Below are 15,052 nucleotides of genomic sequence, written 5' to 3'. Positions count from 1 at the left end.
TAGGTCGGCTATATTACTCTTTATTTCGAAAGAGTCAACAGGTTTAGTCGATTATTTTCAAACTTCTTCAAGACTTCCAGATTTAAACCCTTTGAGCTAAATCCTTGTTTCTCAACAAGTTTTAATCTTCATCACCGCCGATGGATGTGCATTCTACAGCATTTCAGAGGGCTTGCAACACTTCTTGCAAAGATTTTTTATCGTGTGTTTGTTTTATAAACTAATAAAAATATAAATAATTGTTTTTTATATAAAATTTATTTTAATTATTTTTGATTTTCATGTGATCTAGCTAAGAACTCTCGCCCAAGAAATTACAAGTAATTGTTTTAATTGAAATTATTTAAAAAATTATTTATTACGCACTCCCTATTGCTTAAGGCGTATTCAATTCTTGTTTTATTCTTCACCGCCCTGACGCTTATATAGACAAAACTTGTTTTATTTGGTCTTCTTCCTAGAAATTGGCACTCTATTTAAATATGCAAAATAAACTCCGACCTTAAAATTAAAAAAGCCATTGCTTAAGAGCAATGGCTTTTTAGAATAGTGGACAACAATTAGAACTTCATACTGACACGTGCCCAGTAGTTACGACCAATATTGTTGAATTGTTCTGTTGCAGATAAGCCGATACCCGCATTACCCATTTTGTTTAAATGTTCGGTATAGGTTTTATCTAAAACGTTATCGACCCCCACAGAAAGATCTACCCCATTCGCAAAGTGATATGTGCCATTTAAAGACAATGTGCCAAAGCCTGCACTTTTCTTAACATCATAACCAACGATATTCCCTTCACGCTCACTAATTCGGTTTTGACCATCGACCAAACGCCAGTAAGCACCCAAAGTATAATTATCCTGGATATAACGTAAATTCACCCGAGCCTCTAAAGGTGAAATCTGTGGCAACGGCGTATTATCAGTGGTGTTTTCACCCCATGCGTACATGGCACTGACATCAGCCTGAATCGCATCACTAAACTGATAACCAATGCCCGCTTCTGCACCTGCAATGACAGCATCGACATTTCGTGTTTCAGCTTGATCGTTTGCATTGTATTTGGTCAAAATAAAATCTTGAATCAAGCCTGTATAGGCAGATACCCATGAACTTAAGTTTCCATGTTCATGTTGGTAACCTAAATCCAACTGTAGGGTTTTCTCAGTATCAATGCTTTTAAAGGTATTGGTATTACCATTCCCTGTTTTAGGACTGAATAATTCCCAGTAATCTGGCATACGTTCGACATAGCCCACGCCAATATAGGTCTTACCATCGTCATGATCGGGATGATGATTTTCAAAACGTACAAAGGCACTCGGTAGAGTTTCTTTACGTTCCTGATTTGACTCCACTGCTTCTACATTGACCTGATCCAGACGCAAACCAGACACTAGCTTATTGTTATCACTAAGCTGATAACTGAGCTCGCCAAAAACCCCAACAGACTGGAATTCCATATCTTTAGTACGTGACTGATTTTGATACGGCGTCATCAGACTTCCGTTACGTTTAGTATGTTGGTTATTCTGACTATCGATACCAGTAATCAGCTGTAATTTATTCCATTCATTGGTCATTGCCATACGAGCATTCAATGTTTTACGCGCAACATTGCTCGCCATGGGCATACTCATCATGGGACTGGCCTGAAACTCACGCAGACTATAATTATCCATGACATGATCATTAAAGTTATAGTTCACCTGTGCTTCAACTTTCTGAATCACATCGCTAATATTTTTCTTTTCGAACCTTAGACCGAGACTTTCACGGGCAAACTTCGATCCATCCATAGCCCGACCAGCATAGACTGCTTCAGCATCCGCTTTACCACCGGTCAGTTCGACCCAGGTATTTTCATCAGGTGTCCAGCCTAAAGCCAGATCCGCATTCCAGCGCTCCCAGTCTGATGGCACAGTATTACCACTTCCATCCTGATAGCTATCAGATACAGAACGGTTGCTATTCAGACGGATATATTTCTGCTCATCACCTGCTGCCACTTCAATATTCTGATCCAGTCGGTCAAATGAACCCATCAAGACACTTGTTTGACCACGATAGTTTTTATCATCTTTAAACTGTTCCGGACTGCGCTCAAAAATCACGGTTGCGGCAGATCCAGTATTGGCATATTGAACCGTTTGCGGGCCTTTGATCACCGTAATCTGGTCGTAACTTTCTGGGGAAATATATGAGGTGGGTGAGTCCATCCGACTTGGACAGGCCCCCAGGTTTTCAGTGCCATCGGTCAGGATTTTAATTCTTGAACCAAACATACCCCGGAAAGTCACATCACCATTGGTGCCGGCACCGCTATTCACTGCACTAAAACCGACAATACTTTGTAAATAGTCTGCACCATCTGATGCCGGAATCGGTTGAATCGGCTGTTTCGGATCAGCACGGACAATCAGTCCATTGGCATCATTACCTGCTGTAGAAGTCACCACAATCGGTGCCAAAGTTTGCACGGGCATCGTTTCATTTGCCATTGTGGCTGGTGAATAACAGATAACACAAATCGCAGCCGCAAGTGGCTGTAAAAAAAATTTAGGCTGAGCCATTTTTTTATCTCACTGAATACATAAAAAAGCATGGCTTGAGTCAATAACAACCCAAGCGAAAAATGCAGGTTTATGCAGGCAGTGGCGGCGCTCGTCCCTGAGGAATTAAAAAGAGCTGCTGAAGGACAAACCAGACATGCTTAAAGGTTTTTTGATAAGCAATTAAACGTACCTGAATCCGGTCAAGTACCTGTTTGATATCCAGATCCGGCGGTAAGACTAAATTGGCATAAACCGTACAGTATTGACACTGATGATTGGCATCATGATGATCATGCTGAATATGACCAGATTGGACTTTGAAATGGTGATGTTCACTGGCACTATGCTGTGTATGAACGTCTGTCGCGATAAGAAGCGCACGCGTGATGGTTTCGCAGACCGGAGCAACCTGATATTGCGTCGGTAACAAAGGCTGTAAAAATACAGCAATCTGTAGAAACACAGCTGCAAATGCAAATAGCAGCCCCGCGCGTAAAAACACAGGCCACTCCTAAAATATGCTCATGTCGATTATAACAAAGCCCAATCAGAATTGGGCTTTGTTGGATCATTAAAATAAATTAAAAAAATATCCTAGCGTTTAACTGCCACCTTGTCTTTATTACGCTGGCGTACCAGTTTTTCTACTTTTTCACGTGCACGTTGACGTTTTAATGGCGATAAATAATCAACAAATAATTTGCCACTTAAGTGATCCATTTCATGTTGAATACACACAGCGAGAAGTCCGTCAGCTTCGAGTTCAAATGCTTGACCTTCCAGATTAATTGCCTCGATTTTTACACGTGACGGACGGTCAACTTTATCGTATATTTGAGGAACTGATAGACAGCCTTCTTCGTAGGGCTGCGTTTCTTCAGTCAATGGTGTAATTTTGGGGTTAATAAACACCATCGGTTGATCTTTATTTTCAGACAGATCCATAACAATCAGCTGAATATGACGATCCACCTGAGTCGCGGCAAGTCCGATACCTGGTGCTTCATACATGGTTTCAAACATATCTGCAGCGAGCTGACGAATTTCATCAGTCACATCTTCGACAGGTTGTGCAATGGTACGAAGACGGGGATCCGGGAAACTTAAAATAGGTAATAAGGCCATACTGCGTCCTCAATTATGCCATTGATCAAAAAACCAAATGAAGGGAATGCTTCATCAAAAAATGTGTGTAAGATCGTTATTATAACGCAACTACGCACATAATTTTAGGAATTATGATAATGAAAAAGGTTTTGAAGGGCATGCCATTTTTTAGTGCCTTGGGGTTTAAAAATCAGATGCTGGCACTCGCCGTTTGTGTCGGTGTCGGTATGGGGACTATTCATTCTGCCGAGGCCGCACCTGCACGTAATGTCAATCCGCCGGCATTAAAAGCCAGTGCACCCAATATTTATGTGGTCAAAAAAGGCGATACCCTCTGGGACATCTCAAAACGCTTTTTGAAAAACCCGGTGCGTTGGCCTGAAATCTGGGCCAGCAACAAGCATGTGAAAAATCCACATTGGATTTTCCCGGGCGATCGCCTGTTGATGTGTGATTACCAGGGCCGTCCGATTATTGGCAAAGATGAAGGTGATGGTTGTGACGGTATTATCAGCCGCTATCTGGGCAGCACCTCTCTGCAACCTCAGATTCGGGTTGAATCTTTAAACAATACCATTCCAGTGATTCCACTAGAACATATCAAACAGTGGCTAGAGCGCTATACCCTGATGGCGCCTGATTCAGTTCAAGGCACCCCATACATTCTTGGAACTGCAGATCAGCGCGTACTGGCGGGCAAAGGCCAGAAAGTCTATGTACGTGGTAACGGTCTGGTCGTTGGTCAACGCTATGCCGTTTATCGTGAAGCTGAGCCTTATGTATTTACCGATGCCAATGGCAAGAAATATACTGCTGCACTCGAGCTGCAACAGGTGGCATCTGGTATTGCGGTACGTAGTGAAGGTGAGGTAACCACACTGGAGCTGACTGACAGTTATAACGCGGAGGTGCGTCGCGGTGACCGCGTACTCGCTGAATACGACCCGATGTTACCGACGCTGTTCTACCCAACCAATGCAGAAAGTATTGTGCCTGGTGGTCAGATTGTGCGTGTATTGGGGTCGATTGGTACTGCAGCACGTCATAGTGTCGTCACCCTTGACCGTGGTACGGCACATGGCGTTCAGACAGGTCATGTCTTTAGCGTAAACCAGAAAGGTGAAGTGGTGACTGATCCGAAGACTAAAGAACGGGTGCAATTGCCAGGTGAGCGTATTGGTCAGGTCATGGTCTTTAAAGCCTTCGATCAATTGAGCTATGCCTATGTGCTGGATAGCGAGCTTCCAATTAAAGTGGGTGCCGGCATTCAGCCTCCTTTGTTAGAAGACTAAGGTTGCAAAGTGGGATGATGTTGATAGATCAGCATCATCTCAATTATTTTCATTCATACCAATAATAAGAAGACGCAAAAATAGGTCTCACTATGTTGAACAGATTGTCGACATCACAAATCAATGCCATCACGCTGTGGTATTTGGTGCAACATTCCCTCACCAGCTTTTATAAAATCAGTCGGCATTATGCAGATCTTGCGGATGCAGTCCATTGTTCTCAAATCGAGACCTGGCAAAAGCTCGGCCTTCATAAAAATCATATTCAACGCCTGAAAGACTTTCAAAGCAGCGAATCTCAAACCCATTTTCAGCACAGTCTAGAACAGATTCAGTTGCACAGTGATTTTGTGCTTTTGCATACAGATGCTGAATATCCACAACAACTGAGTCATTATGAGCATAAGCCGCCAATTCTGTTCGGGCAGGGACATGCAGATCAGTTACTCCAGCCACAAATTGCAATTGTTGGCAGTCGCAAGCCAAGTCCGCACGGACAGCAAGTCGCCTATGACTTTGCCTTTTATCTGAGTGAGCAAGGTTTTTATATTAATAGTGGCTTGGCACAAGGGATTGATGAAGCAGCACATCGGGCTGCGCTACAACATCGACGAACGATTGCAGTGATGGGTACAGGGATCGAACAGACCTATCCTGCTGTACATCAAGCACTACGTCAGCAAATGATTAACCACGGTGGTACAGTTATTACTGAGTTTTTACCTTTTACCCCACCCTTGCAGCAGCATTTTCCACGGCGCAACCGAATTGTCAGCGGCTTAAGTCTTGGGGTGATTGTGGCAGAAGCCGCGTTAAAAAGTGGTTCATTGCTTACGGCACAATGGGCAGCGGAACAAGGCAAGAACATATTTGCAATTCCGGGGCATATTTACAGTGAACATCATCAAGGTTGTCATCAACTGATTCGTGAAGGTGCAATTTTAATTGACCATCCACAGCAAGTGATTGAGGATTTAGCCCTAGCAACACAGTGGCAAGCGAATGCAAATCACTTCAAAAAAGATACTTATCCTGAGCAAGAGCGCACTATCCCGCCCCATTTAATTCATCTTTATAATCAACTCGATTGGGTCGGACAGAGTCTGGATCAGCTCAGTTTTCATTTACAACAGGAAGTATCTTCCTTGACCAGTCAATTGATGGAACTTGAGCTGCTCGGCTTGAGTACTCAACAAGCGGGCATGTATCAGCGTTGTCGTCCACTGAAATAAAGTTCACAATAGGGCTTTGTTGTTTTGTATAAGGTATTCACATGATTACTACCTCTGTTGCTGAAGCAGCAGCATGTCTTAAAGACGGACAAGTCTTGGCATATCCTACAGAGGCTGTTTGGGGCTTGGGTTGCGACCCTTATAATGAACAGGCATTTCATCAGATTTTAAAATTGAAACAGCGCCCGATTGAAAAAGGGGTGATTCTATTGGCAGCGCATATTTCACAAGTGGAACATCTTCTGCAAGATTTAACTACAGAAATGCGTGAACAAGTGATTGAATCCTGGAGCAATGACAGACCCGCTGAACGCGCCACCACCTGGCTGCTTCCCGCGCATCAGGAGATTCCGGCCTGGATTAAGGGCGATCATCTCAAAGTGGCGGTTCGCGTTACCAACCATCCACTCTGTATGGCACTGTGTCAGGCCTTTGGCGGTTTTATTGTGTCTACCAGCGCCAATCCTGCAGGATTGGAACCGGCACGTTCACTACAAGATGCGATTCGCTACTTTGATCAGAATCTGAATTATCTGAATGGTGACTTAGGGTTAAGCCAGCAACCGAGCCGGATTATTGACGCCGTCAGTGGGGCGATTATTCGCGACTAAGTTGGTTCTCAGTCGACTCAGATATTCAAGCTCGACTAAAGTTTTAAGACAAAAAAAAGCTCAACCATATAGGGATGGTTGAGCATAAAAAAGGATGTGCATAAATCACATCCAGAGGGTTCAGAAATCTCTGGCAGTTTGATAAAACAAGGAAAAATATGTTTAATCATTCTCGATGGATGCATTATGAGAGAAAATTAGTGCAACGACAAGTACAATAAAAAACTCAATTAATACATATTTTCTATTAATACTAGGCAACTTTTAACCAAAATTCAAACTATCTTGCTCTTTCTATTCCAGTTTTAAAATAAATTAAGATTTTTATATTTATTTTCACATTTAAAAATTGGGATTTAACAGGCTATTTCAATTAAAAAACCTTGATTGTTTGCTTAATATTCAAACAATTAATATCTTGATAAACTGTTCCTTAGCTTATCACTTTGCTCTTCCCGGATATTGTGCCCATATAATTCCCAGTAAAATGATACCACCTCCAATACTGTGATACATGGTCCAGGCTTCACCTAACCAGAGATAGGCGACTATCGCGGTAAAAACCGGCATCAGATTCATAAAAATACTGCTACGATTTGGACCGAGTTGCTGTACCGCCATCATCCAAAAGAACGGAGCTAAAATAGAAGGAAAAATTCCGGCATAAACAATACTGGCTGCATTATGGCTATTGATACTGTCCAGACCGAAGTAAAGTACCAACGGAATATGATAGAGACAGGCCATAAAAATCTGGATATACAGACTCAGCAACAATGGAATCTGAATCTGCCATTTTTTCAGCAAGACGCCATAGCAGGCATAGAAAAATACTGCGATCAGCATCAGCAAATCACCGATATAACTGTCGCCCACCGTCAAGAAATGCAACCCCTGCCCTTGGGCCATGACATACATCAGCCCAATAAAAGACAGCAGACTCCCCAGTACCGCAGCCTGTGTCGGGCGAATTTTTAAGACAAAAATACCCACAATAATGGTAAAAATAGGAATAAAGGCATTGATCAGCCCCATATTGGTCGCAGTGGTAAAGTGTGCAGAGCTATAGGCCAATCCTTGATACAGCACCATCCCCAAGGCACTCAAAACTGCAAAGTGTCTAAGATGTGGTCGAATTTCCGGCCAGGCCGCTTTGACCTTGGGCAACAGAAATGGGCTTAAAATCAGCAGTGCCAGTACCCAGCGGTAAAAACTGATACTGATGGGAGAAATATAATCCGCCACATAACGTGTCACCGTCATGTTTAAGGACCAAATAAAAACTGCGGCCAATGGCAATACCATCGCCCACCAGACTGCTTTGTGCTGCTGTGTCATACCCTCATCCATGTGTCGCTTGTCTTGTTATTTAGCGATTGCTATTTGCGCACCCTAGCATAATAGATTTTTCACATGATATTCAGGCAATTTACCGATTTAAGCCTCCTGCTTCAGCTGCTGTTACTTGTATTGAATCTAAATACCCGTTAAAACAAAGACGATTCAGTCTGAATAAACAGGAAATCTAATGACTCGCTCTGTATATGACATTCCAGTCAAAACCATTCAAGGCCCAGAAACCACCTTAAACCAGTATCAGGGCAAGGTATTGCTTGTGGTGAACGTGGCATCGAAATGTGGTCTGACTCCGCAATATGAAGGTTTGCAAAAGCTGTATAAAGACAAAAAAACGCAAGGTCTGGAAATTCTGGGCTTCCCTGCCAATAACTTTCTGGAGCAGGAACCAGGTAGCGAAGCAGAGATTCAGGAATTCTGCTCTATCAATTATCAGGTTCACTTCCCGCTCTTTGCTAAAATTTCTGTGGCGGGCGAAGACAAGCATCCGCTCTATACCACGCTGACTCAAGCTGTACCAGAGCGGATCGGTGAAGGCCCGTGGTGGAAAGATCTGGTCGATTATGGCCTGACTCCAAACCAACCGCCTGAAGTGTTATGGAACTTTGAGAAATTTCTGATCAATAAGAATGGCGAAGTGGTTGCACGTTTTGCGCCTGACATTACTGCAGATGATCCGCGAATTGTGGATGCGGTAAATGCCGAACTGGCCAAATAATTGCTAATCGCAAAGTAAGTATGTATTTACCCAATAGATACTTACTTTGTAATTTAAACACAGCGAGTTAAATACATAATGATTCATATAAATCCTATCTATAAGTCGCCCTCAACTTTTATTTTTGGCTATAGTTCGTCGCCTGTTCATCAATCTAACAGGCCTAATCTGCAACGATCCTCGGTTAGATTAACAATACACTTGAAGCAATAAACCATTGAGTAAAAGCAAGCGTATTTTCTATATCAAATGCATTCTACGCGTATGAGAAACCCGTACTGGATCAAGTGAATAGGGAGAATGTAAGCATGCATATCCAGAACTCTCCGTTTCTTAACATCATTACAGCCCAAACAATTTATTGAGTTGAAAACGTGAGTTTTATCTTTATTTTTTAAGCATTTTTAATCGAAGACGGTCTGCGCTTCAGTAAATTTGTTATAACTTTGCAACAATCTTTTTTATCTCCATAGTTTGTCCCTATATTAAATCATGAAATATTTCCACCTGCACCGAGACCCTGATTCCATGTCCAAGATTCTTGCCAATGCCGTTCTTCCTTTTGCATTATTTAGCTCAGGGATTTTACTGATGGGATGTGAACAGGCAGTTGAAGCACCCACTGAGCAAGCGGAAACTCGTAGTTCCGATCTTGACACTGCCAGCCAGCCGCAAACTGGCGCTACAGCAACAACTGAGCTTAGATCGGGCAATATGTTTTATATGGTTCGTGATGTGGCTGACTTACAGCTGAAAGCAGGCAGTTATGTGGAACAGTTGAAGCAGACTCAGACCGAGCTACAAAGTGCAGTAGAAGCCAAGGATACTCAGCAACTGCAGTCCACCGCAACCCAGTTACAACAGCAACTCAACAGCTTTAATCAGGTACTCGGCAACCTGAACTTAAAAAGTCAGGAAATTGACCAGATCCGCAGCAATATCATGAGTGCCAATCAGCAAGTCTTGGCCTCACCGCTGTTGAATGGTGACATGGATTTAAGCCAGATCGACCTGAAAAAAATTGAATCGCAGATGGTCAATGTGCAAGCTGAAATGATCAAACTGGCGGGGCTGCTGATCCAGAATCCAGAGCAAAAATCAGACAGTACGACTGAACAGGAAAATACCTAAACCTTCATCTAAGGCGATAGATCGGAAAGCATCTTCCTCAATCGCCTTATCTGCTTTACACTGTGATTTATTATAAAAACTAATTTAAATTAAAAGCTTATATCTAATAAAATAATCAGGAGTTCAATCATGTCGAATTCAGTGCTGTATTCTGTTGTTCCGGTCGAATCCCGACTTGACCTGAAAGATCCCTTTATTTTTACTGTTCACCATCAGGATCATTATCCACAAGGCAATGCCGAATTAGGGCCAGTTACACCGCCGTATCAGCATGAATATGACATGTATTATGGCGAGCAAATTCCCGGCTTTCCGGAGCATCCGCATACCGGTTTTGAAACCATTACCATTGTCGAATGCGGTTATGTCGACCATTTTGACTCGCTCGGAAACTCGGGACGTTATGCCGCGGGTGATGTGCAATGGCTGACCACCGGCAATGGGGTACAGCACTGCGAAATGTTTCCCTTAGTTCATCAAGATCAGGATAATCCTCTGGAGCTGTTTCAAATCTGGCTGAATTCCTCACCGGAACAGAAAAAACAGCCGGCCGATTATAAAATGTTGTGGCGTGAACAGATTCCGCATGTATTTTCAGCCAATGCAGCCGGACCTAAAGCGGATATTCGGGTCATTTCAGGGCAGTTTAAAGACACCGAAGCACTGGATCGTCCACCCCATTCTTGGGCAGCACCTGCTGAAAACAAGGTCAATATTTATATGATCACACTTGCGCCTGAGGCTGAACTCATTATTCCGGCAAGTACTGCGAGCGCGACGCGTTTTTGTTATTTCTACCAAGGCAAAAGTCTGGAGCTGGAAGGACAGAAAATACAGGTCAAGCATCTGATAGAACTCAAACCAGATCAGGATATTCATCTCAAAGGTGGTTTACTGGAATCACATATTTTATGGCTAGAAGGTGAACCGATTGGTGCGCCTGTGGCAATGCGTGGGCCCTTTGTGTTAAATACTCAGCAGGAACTGGATGCTGCTTTTCGCCGTTATCGTGACACCCGCTTTGGTGGTTGGCCCTGGGCGAAGGCGGAGCCAGCTTTTCCCCAGGATCAACCCCGTTTTGCCAGTTATGAAGGTGGAAAGCGCGAAGAATATCCTGAAAAAGAAGCCACTGAATAGTGGCTTCTTTGTTGAATTAATCTCTTATTTCTTCGGGCTTTTAACCACGACCAGTTTCTTTTGTACAAACTCTTTAAAACCGTCAATCGACAGTTCATGGCCATAACCGGAATTTTTAACTCCACCAAATGGTAACTCCGGCGTAGTATCGGTAAACCAGTTAATCCAGATCATGCCGGTTTCCACTCGTGAAGCCAGCTGTTTAGCCCGCTCAATATCCTGAGCATGAATCACACCGCCTAGACCATAATTGGAATCATTGGCAATTTCGACAATTTCATCATCATCTTTTGCGACATAGATTTGCGCAACCGGACCAAAGAATTCTTCATACCAGGCATCGTTTTCACGCGTAATATTTTCCAGAATGGTCGGTGCATAAAAATTGCCTTGGTGTTCTACGGCTTTAGCACCCGTCACCACAGTTGCACCCTGCGCTACGGCTTTTTCCACTTGTTCGGTGAGCTTCTCCAATGCATCTTTTGAAGACAGCGGCCCTAAGGTCGTTTCCGGATCGAGCGGATCGCCCAGCTTTAACTGTTCAAAGGCTTTGAGCATGCCAGCCTTGAATTGTTCGGCAATTTTTTCATGCAGAATAAATCGCTTCGCTGCCGTACACACCTGCCCGGCATTATTCACCCGTGCCTGACAGCCTAACTTGATCGCGCGTTCCAGATCGGCATCATCGAGTACGATAAATACATCATTCCCGCCCAATTCCAGTGTGGATTTTTTAAGATGTTTCCCGGCCTGCTCAGCCACTGCACTGCCTGCGCCTTCAGAACCGGTCAGTGCCACCCCGCGTACACGCTTGTCTGCAATCACATCTTTAACCTGATCGGAGCTAATAAACAGATTGGTCCAGACACCTTTGGGGGCACCTGCCTCTAAAACCAGCTTCTCAAAAGCTTCGGCACATTGCGGCACAATTCCGGCATGTTTTGCCAGGACTGGATTACCAATCGCGCAGTTTGGAGCGAAGACCCGCATCAGTTGATAAAATGGGAAGTTCCACGGTTCAACTGCCATGATAATACCCAGTGGATGATGCTCGACCCAAGCTTCACCCAAATCGGTCTGATAAGACACTGGCGCTAAAAATTCTTTGGCATGATCGGCATAGTAGTCTGCAATTTTGGCGCAGGTTTCGATTTCACCTTCACTCTGCTTAATCAGTTTTCCCATATCCTGGGTCATAAGCTTGGCCAGTTCAGCTTTTTGCGCTCGCATGTTGGTAGCCAATTTACGCAGTACTGCAATACGGGTATCGACCTGCTGTGACCATTCTGACTTTAGGATTTTTTCTGCAGTATCGAGTGCATGTTGAATATCTTGATCGCTATGCGTTGGGTAGTCTTTCAATTTTTGATTGGTAAATGGATTAATAGATTGATAAGCCATGGTTTTCCCTTTTTTCAATTATAAGTTTTGCCTGTTCTAAACTTCTATCGCATTCAGCTATAACAAGCGAAATCTGTTCGAATCATTTAACTTATCATTGATTTTTTTATGGCGTGTGCAGGTTTACAGATTGGTTCAAAACATTACTGAGAAGGGGTAAAAGTGATATCGAGTGGTACAAAATTAGATTTTACTTAGTATGAATTTATAATTTTTGCTTAATACGTAGAAAGAAGTAATATTCCTTTGAAATAACATAAAAGATTAAATATTATTCAAATAATATAAATTTCAACTATCTACAATTATGAAAATAAGTACTTTTGAGCTTTATGACTTTCAGACAGGGCTATGGAATAGATTTGATAATGATAAATTTATTCTTGAAGAAGGAGAATCTGCACCACCTCTGTCTCCACCACCAACCACAGAAAAAGAAATTGCAGATGAGAAAACTCGATTAGAAAGCCAAAGAAATACTAAAGAACTGCTTTCTCAAAAATTAAAAACAGCAATTCAAATGCCCAATATTATGGTACTTGCAGGTAGTGGTACTTCTTTAGGTTCACCTATAAATGGTCCATCGATGTGGAATTTATGGGAGCGATGCACCAAAGATGACATGCATGAACTAAGTAATAAAGCTTTTAGCGAGAGTAAGTATGATACTTATGTAGTTGAAGAAAAATATAAAAATATTGAAGAATGTCTTTCCCATTGTGAATCTTTTATTCAAATCACAAAAGAAGACGACTGCATATCAACAAGAGAATTTGTCCTAAGTTGTAAAAAAAAGATTTTAGAAGCCTGCCAATTTATTACGAATGAACAAGAACAATTGACTAAACATCGTGAATTTATTAGGAAATTGTCCCGAAGAAAATCAAAAGACCCTCGTATTAAGTTATTTACAACAAACTACGATACATGTTTTGAAACAGCTGCTAGTAAATTAGGGATTACTGTTATAGATGGTTTTTCTTTTTCATTTCCTCGTATATATGATCCGAAGTTCTTTGATCTAGATATCATCAAAAGAAGTCCGACAATAAACTTAAACAATCCTCAATATCTTGAAGGCGTGTTTCAGCTATACAAGTTGCATGGATCTGTTAATTGGAAAAGAGAAAATGGCTACCCAGTCCAACAGGTTGATAAGGTAGAAGCTGAACAAAGTTGTATGATTTTTCCAGCTAAAGGTAAATACCAGCAATCATATGTACAGCCACACCTAGAACTAATCTCTAGATTTAACCATGCGCTACGAGAGCCTAATACGTGTTTAATTATTGTTGGATTTGGCTTTAACGACGATCATCTATCTGAACCTATCCTTTCTGCCATTTATTCAAATCCACATCTTAAAGTTATTATTTGCACACCAACTCTAAAAAATGACTTTCTAAAAGATGCCAACTCCACTTCACCGTATTGGGAGAGATTAAAACATGTTGCAGACACTCGAAAAAATGATGAAATAATCTTTATAAATAGTGATTTTGGAAAACTATCAGAAATTATTCCTGATTTAACAGCATTATCACCTGCTGAAAATCTTTACGAGAATCTCCAAAAAGCATTTGGAGGTCATCATGTTTAATGGAATTTTACAACCTGAACTGATGTTTGGAAAAGTAAATTCAATTAATGCTAGCAGTATTCAATTCAAATACATCAATGACAATCATGAACCTACATATTTTGGTGGAAATCGTTATGGCAAAGGTGAAGTTGGTGAATTTGTTATTATTGAAAGCCAAGTCAACTTAGTTTTAGGACGTATCATAGAAATAAAGAAAGATGATTTAGCGAAGTCAAATTTGGATATCGTAGGCCGTGTACAACTTCTTGGAACAATCCAAATGGATGATCTAAGAGTATCAGCAGGTGTGGATTACTATCCAAGTATAAATGATTTAATTTATTCAGCACCGCATGAATTTATTGCAAAAATTCCTCAGAAAATGCAAAAAGGAGATCCAAATATAAATTTACATATTGGATCAATTTTAAATGACAGTTGTGGAATTTCTATAACACCGGAAAAACTATTTGGACGTCATTTAGGTATTTTAGGTGCAACGGGCGGAGGAAAAAGCTATACGACAGCTCGAATCTTAGAAGAATGTTTAAGATTTAACTCCAAAATCATCTTATTAGACCCAACTGGTGAATATAGTAAATTTGAGGATAATTCAGTAACTAATGTTCACTTAGGTAGTCCAACTAATCCTGCCGAAAGCTCTACTGCCATAAAAATACCACCTGATTGCTTTGAAGAAAGTGATTTTATAGCTTTGTTCGAACCAGCAGGAAAATCCCAAGGTCCAAAGTTTAGAGAAGCTATTAGAAGTCTAAGGCTCGTTAAGCTTCTTGAACAGAATGAACCGTACCGGGTTTGTCGGAGACTTTTTTATTTAAGTTAGGCCACCTGACCTAACGGGTTAATCTTATCATAGTACATTGCTTCAAACTCAAAAGGCGATACATAACCCAGTGCACTGTGTAC

At 41.8% G+C, this 15,052-nt stretch carries 12 protein-coding genes and 1 pseudogene; 8 read left to right on the top strand and 5 right to left on the bottom strand.

Features of this window, described 5'->3' with window-relative positions; all coding sequences use genetic code 11:
- Nucleotides 1-560 precede the first annotated feature (560 nt).
- The 3 genes from FTT73_RS14740 to def all read right to left on the bottom strand — a co-directional run bounded on the left by FTT73_RS14740 (nucleotide 561) and on the right by def (nucleotide 3,683).
- The gene (locus FTT73_RS14740) at nucleotides 561-2,576 is read right to left on the bottom strand and encodes a TonB-dependent copper receptor (RefSeq protein WP_180191604.1); all 2,016 of its coding nucleotides are present in this window, start codon (nucleotides 2,574-2,576) and stop codon (nucleotides 561-563) included.
- A gap of 70 nt (nucleotides 2,577-2,646) precedes the next feature.
- Nucleotides 2,647-3,060, bottom strand: coding sequence for a DUF2946 family protein (locus FTT73_RS14735; protein WP_005173863.1), 414 nt, complete (start codon nucleotides 3,058-3,060; stop codon nucleotides 2,647-2,649).
- A 92-nt stretch (nucleotides 3,061-3,152) separates the two neighbouring features.
- Entirely contained in the window at nucleotides 3,153-3,683 is a 531-nt protein-coding gene (gene def, locus FTT73_RS14730; protein WP_005173860.1) for a peptide deformylase, read from the bottom strand.
- Between the two features lie 119 nt (nucleotides 3,684-3,802).
- On the opposite strand from def, the gene FTT73_RS14725 reads away from it, so the two are divergent.
- From FTT73_RS14725 to FTT73_RS14715, 3 genes are all read left to right on the top strand, one after another.
- Entirely contained in the window at nucleotides 3,803-4,957 is a 1,155-nt protein-coding gene (locus FTT73_RS14725; RefSeq protein ID WP_005094531.1) for a LysM peptidoglycan-binding domain-containing protein, read from the top strand.
- A 92-nt stretch (nucleotides 4,958-5,049) separates the two neighbouring features.
- The gene (gene dprA / locus FTT73_RS14720) at nucleotides 5,050-6,189 is read left to right on the top strand and encodes a DNA-processing protein DprA (RefSeq protein ID WP_100329712.1); all 1,140 of its coding nucleotides are present in this window, start codon (nucleotides 5,050-5,052) and stop codon (nucleotides 6,187-6,189) included.
- A gap of 41 nt (nucleotides 6,190-6,230) precedes the next feature.
- Complete coding sequence (locus FTT73_RS14715; protein ID WP_180078447.1) at nucleotides 6,231-6,800, top strand: L-threonylcarbamoyladenylate synthase; 570 nt, start codon at nucleotides 6,231-6,233, stop codon at nucleotides 6,798-6,800.
- Between the two features lie 441 nt (nucleotides 6,801-7,241).
- Here FTT73_RS14715 and FTT73_RS14710 read toward each other — a convergent pair whose 3' ends face one another.
- Nucleotides 7,242-8,138, bottom strand: a complete 897-nt coding sequence (locus FTT73_RS14710; RefSeq protein WP_180191603.1) for a DMT family transporter — start codon at nucleotides 8,136-8,138, stop codon at nucleotides 7,242-7,244.
- 190 nt (nucleotides 8,139-8,328) lie between these two features.
- Between FTT73_RS14710 and FTT73_RS14705 the strand changes: the two genes are divergently transcribed.
- The 3 genes from FTT73_RS14705 to FTT73_RS14695 all read left to right on the top strand — a co-directional run bounded on the left by FTT73_RS14705 (nucleotide 8,329) and on the right by FTT73_RS14695 (nucleotide 11,142).
- A complete protein-coding gene (locus tag FTT73_RS14705; RefSeq protein ID WP_180191602.1) occupies nucleotides 8,329-8,874 on the top strand; it encodes a glutathione peroxidase in 546 nt (181 codons plus the stop codon).
- Nucleotides 8,875-9,402: 528 nt separating this feature from the next.
- Entirely contained in the window at nucleotides 9,403-10,005 is a 603-nt protein-coding gene (locus FTT73_RS14700; protein ID WP_180050947.1) for a hypothetical protein, read from the top strand.
- A 129-nt stretch (nucleotides 10,006-10,134) separates the two neighbouring features.
- Entirely contained in the window at nucleotides 10,135-11,142 is a 1,008-nt protein-coding gene (locus FTT73_RS14695; protein WP_180191601.1) for a pirin family protein, read from the top strand.
- 24 nt (nucleotides 11,143-11,166) lie between these two features.
- Here the strand turns inward: FTT73_RS14695 and FTT73_RS14690 are convergent, their stop codons facing one another.
- On the bottom strand, nucleotides 11,167-12,543 hold the full coding sequence (locus tag FTT73_RS14690; RefSeq protein WP_180191600.1) for an NAD-dependent succinate-semialdehyde dehydrogenase: 1,377 nt from the start codon (nucleotides 12,541-12,543) through the stop codon (nucleotides 11,167-11,169).
- Between the two features lie 307 nt (nucleotides 12,544-12,850).
- Here FTT73_RS14690 and FTT73_RS14685 point away from each other — a divergent pair, with 307 nt between their 5' ends.
- Nucleotides 12,851-14,143, top strand: coding sequence for an SIR2 family protein (locus FTT73_RS14685; protein ID WP_180078441.1), 1,293 nt, complete (start codon nucleotides 12,851-12,853; stop codon nucleotides 14,141-14,143).
- Nucleotides 14,136-14,927, top strand: a pseudogene (locus tag FTT73_RS14680) (ATP-binding protein); the annotation flags it as partial. The gene FTT73_RS14685 and the pseudogene FTT73_RS14680, both read left to right, overlap by 8 nt.
- Nucleotides 14,928-15,052: the final 125 nt, after the last annotated feature.

The organism is Acinetobacter sp. YH01006 (assembly GCF_013420445.1).
GTDB lineage: Bacteria > Pseudomonadota > Gammaproteobacteria > Pseudomonadales > Moraxellaceae > Acinetobacter > Acinetobacter pseudolwoffii.
This window is presented reverse-complemented; position numbering and strand designations above follow the sequence as displayed.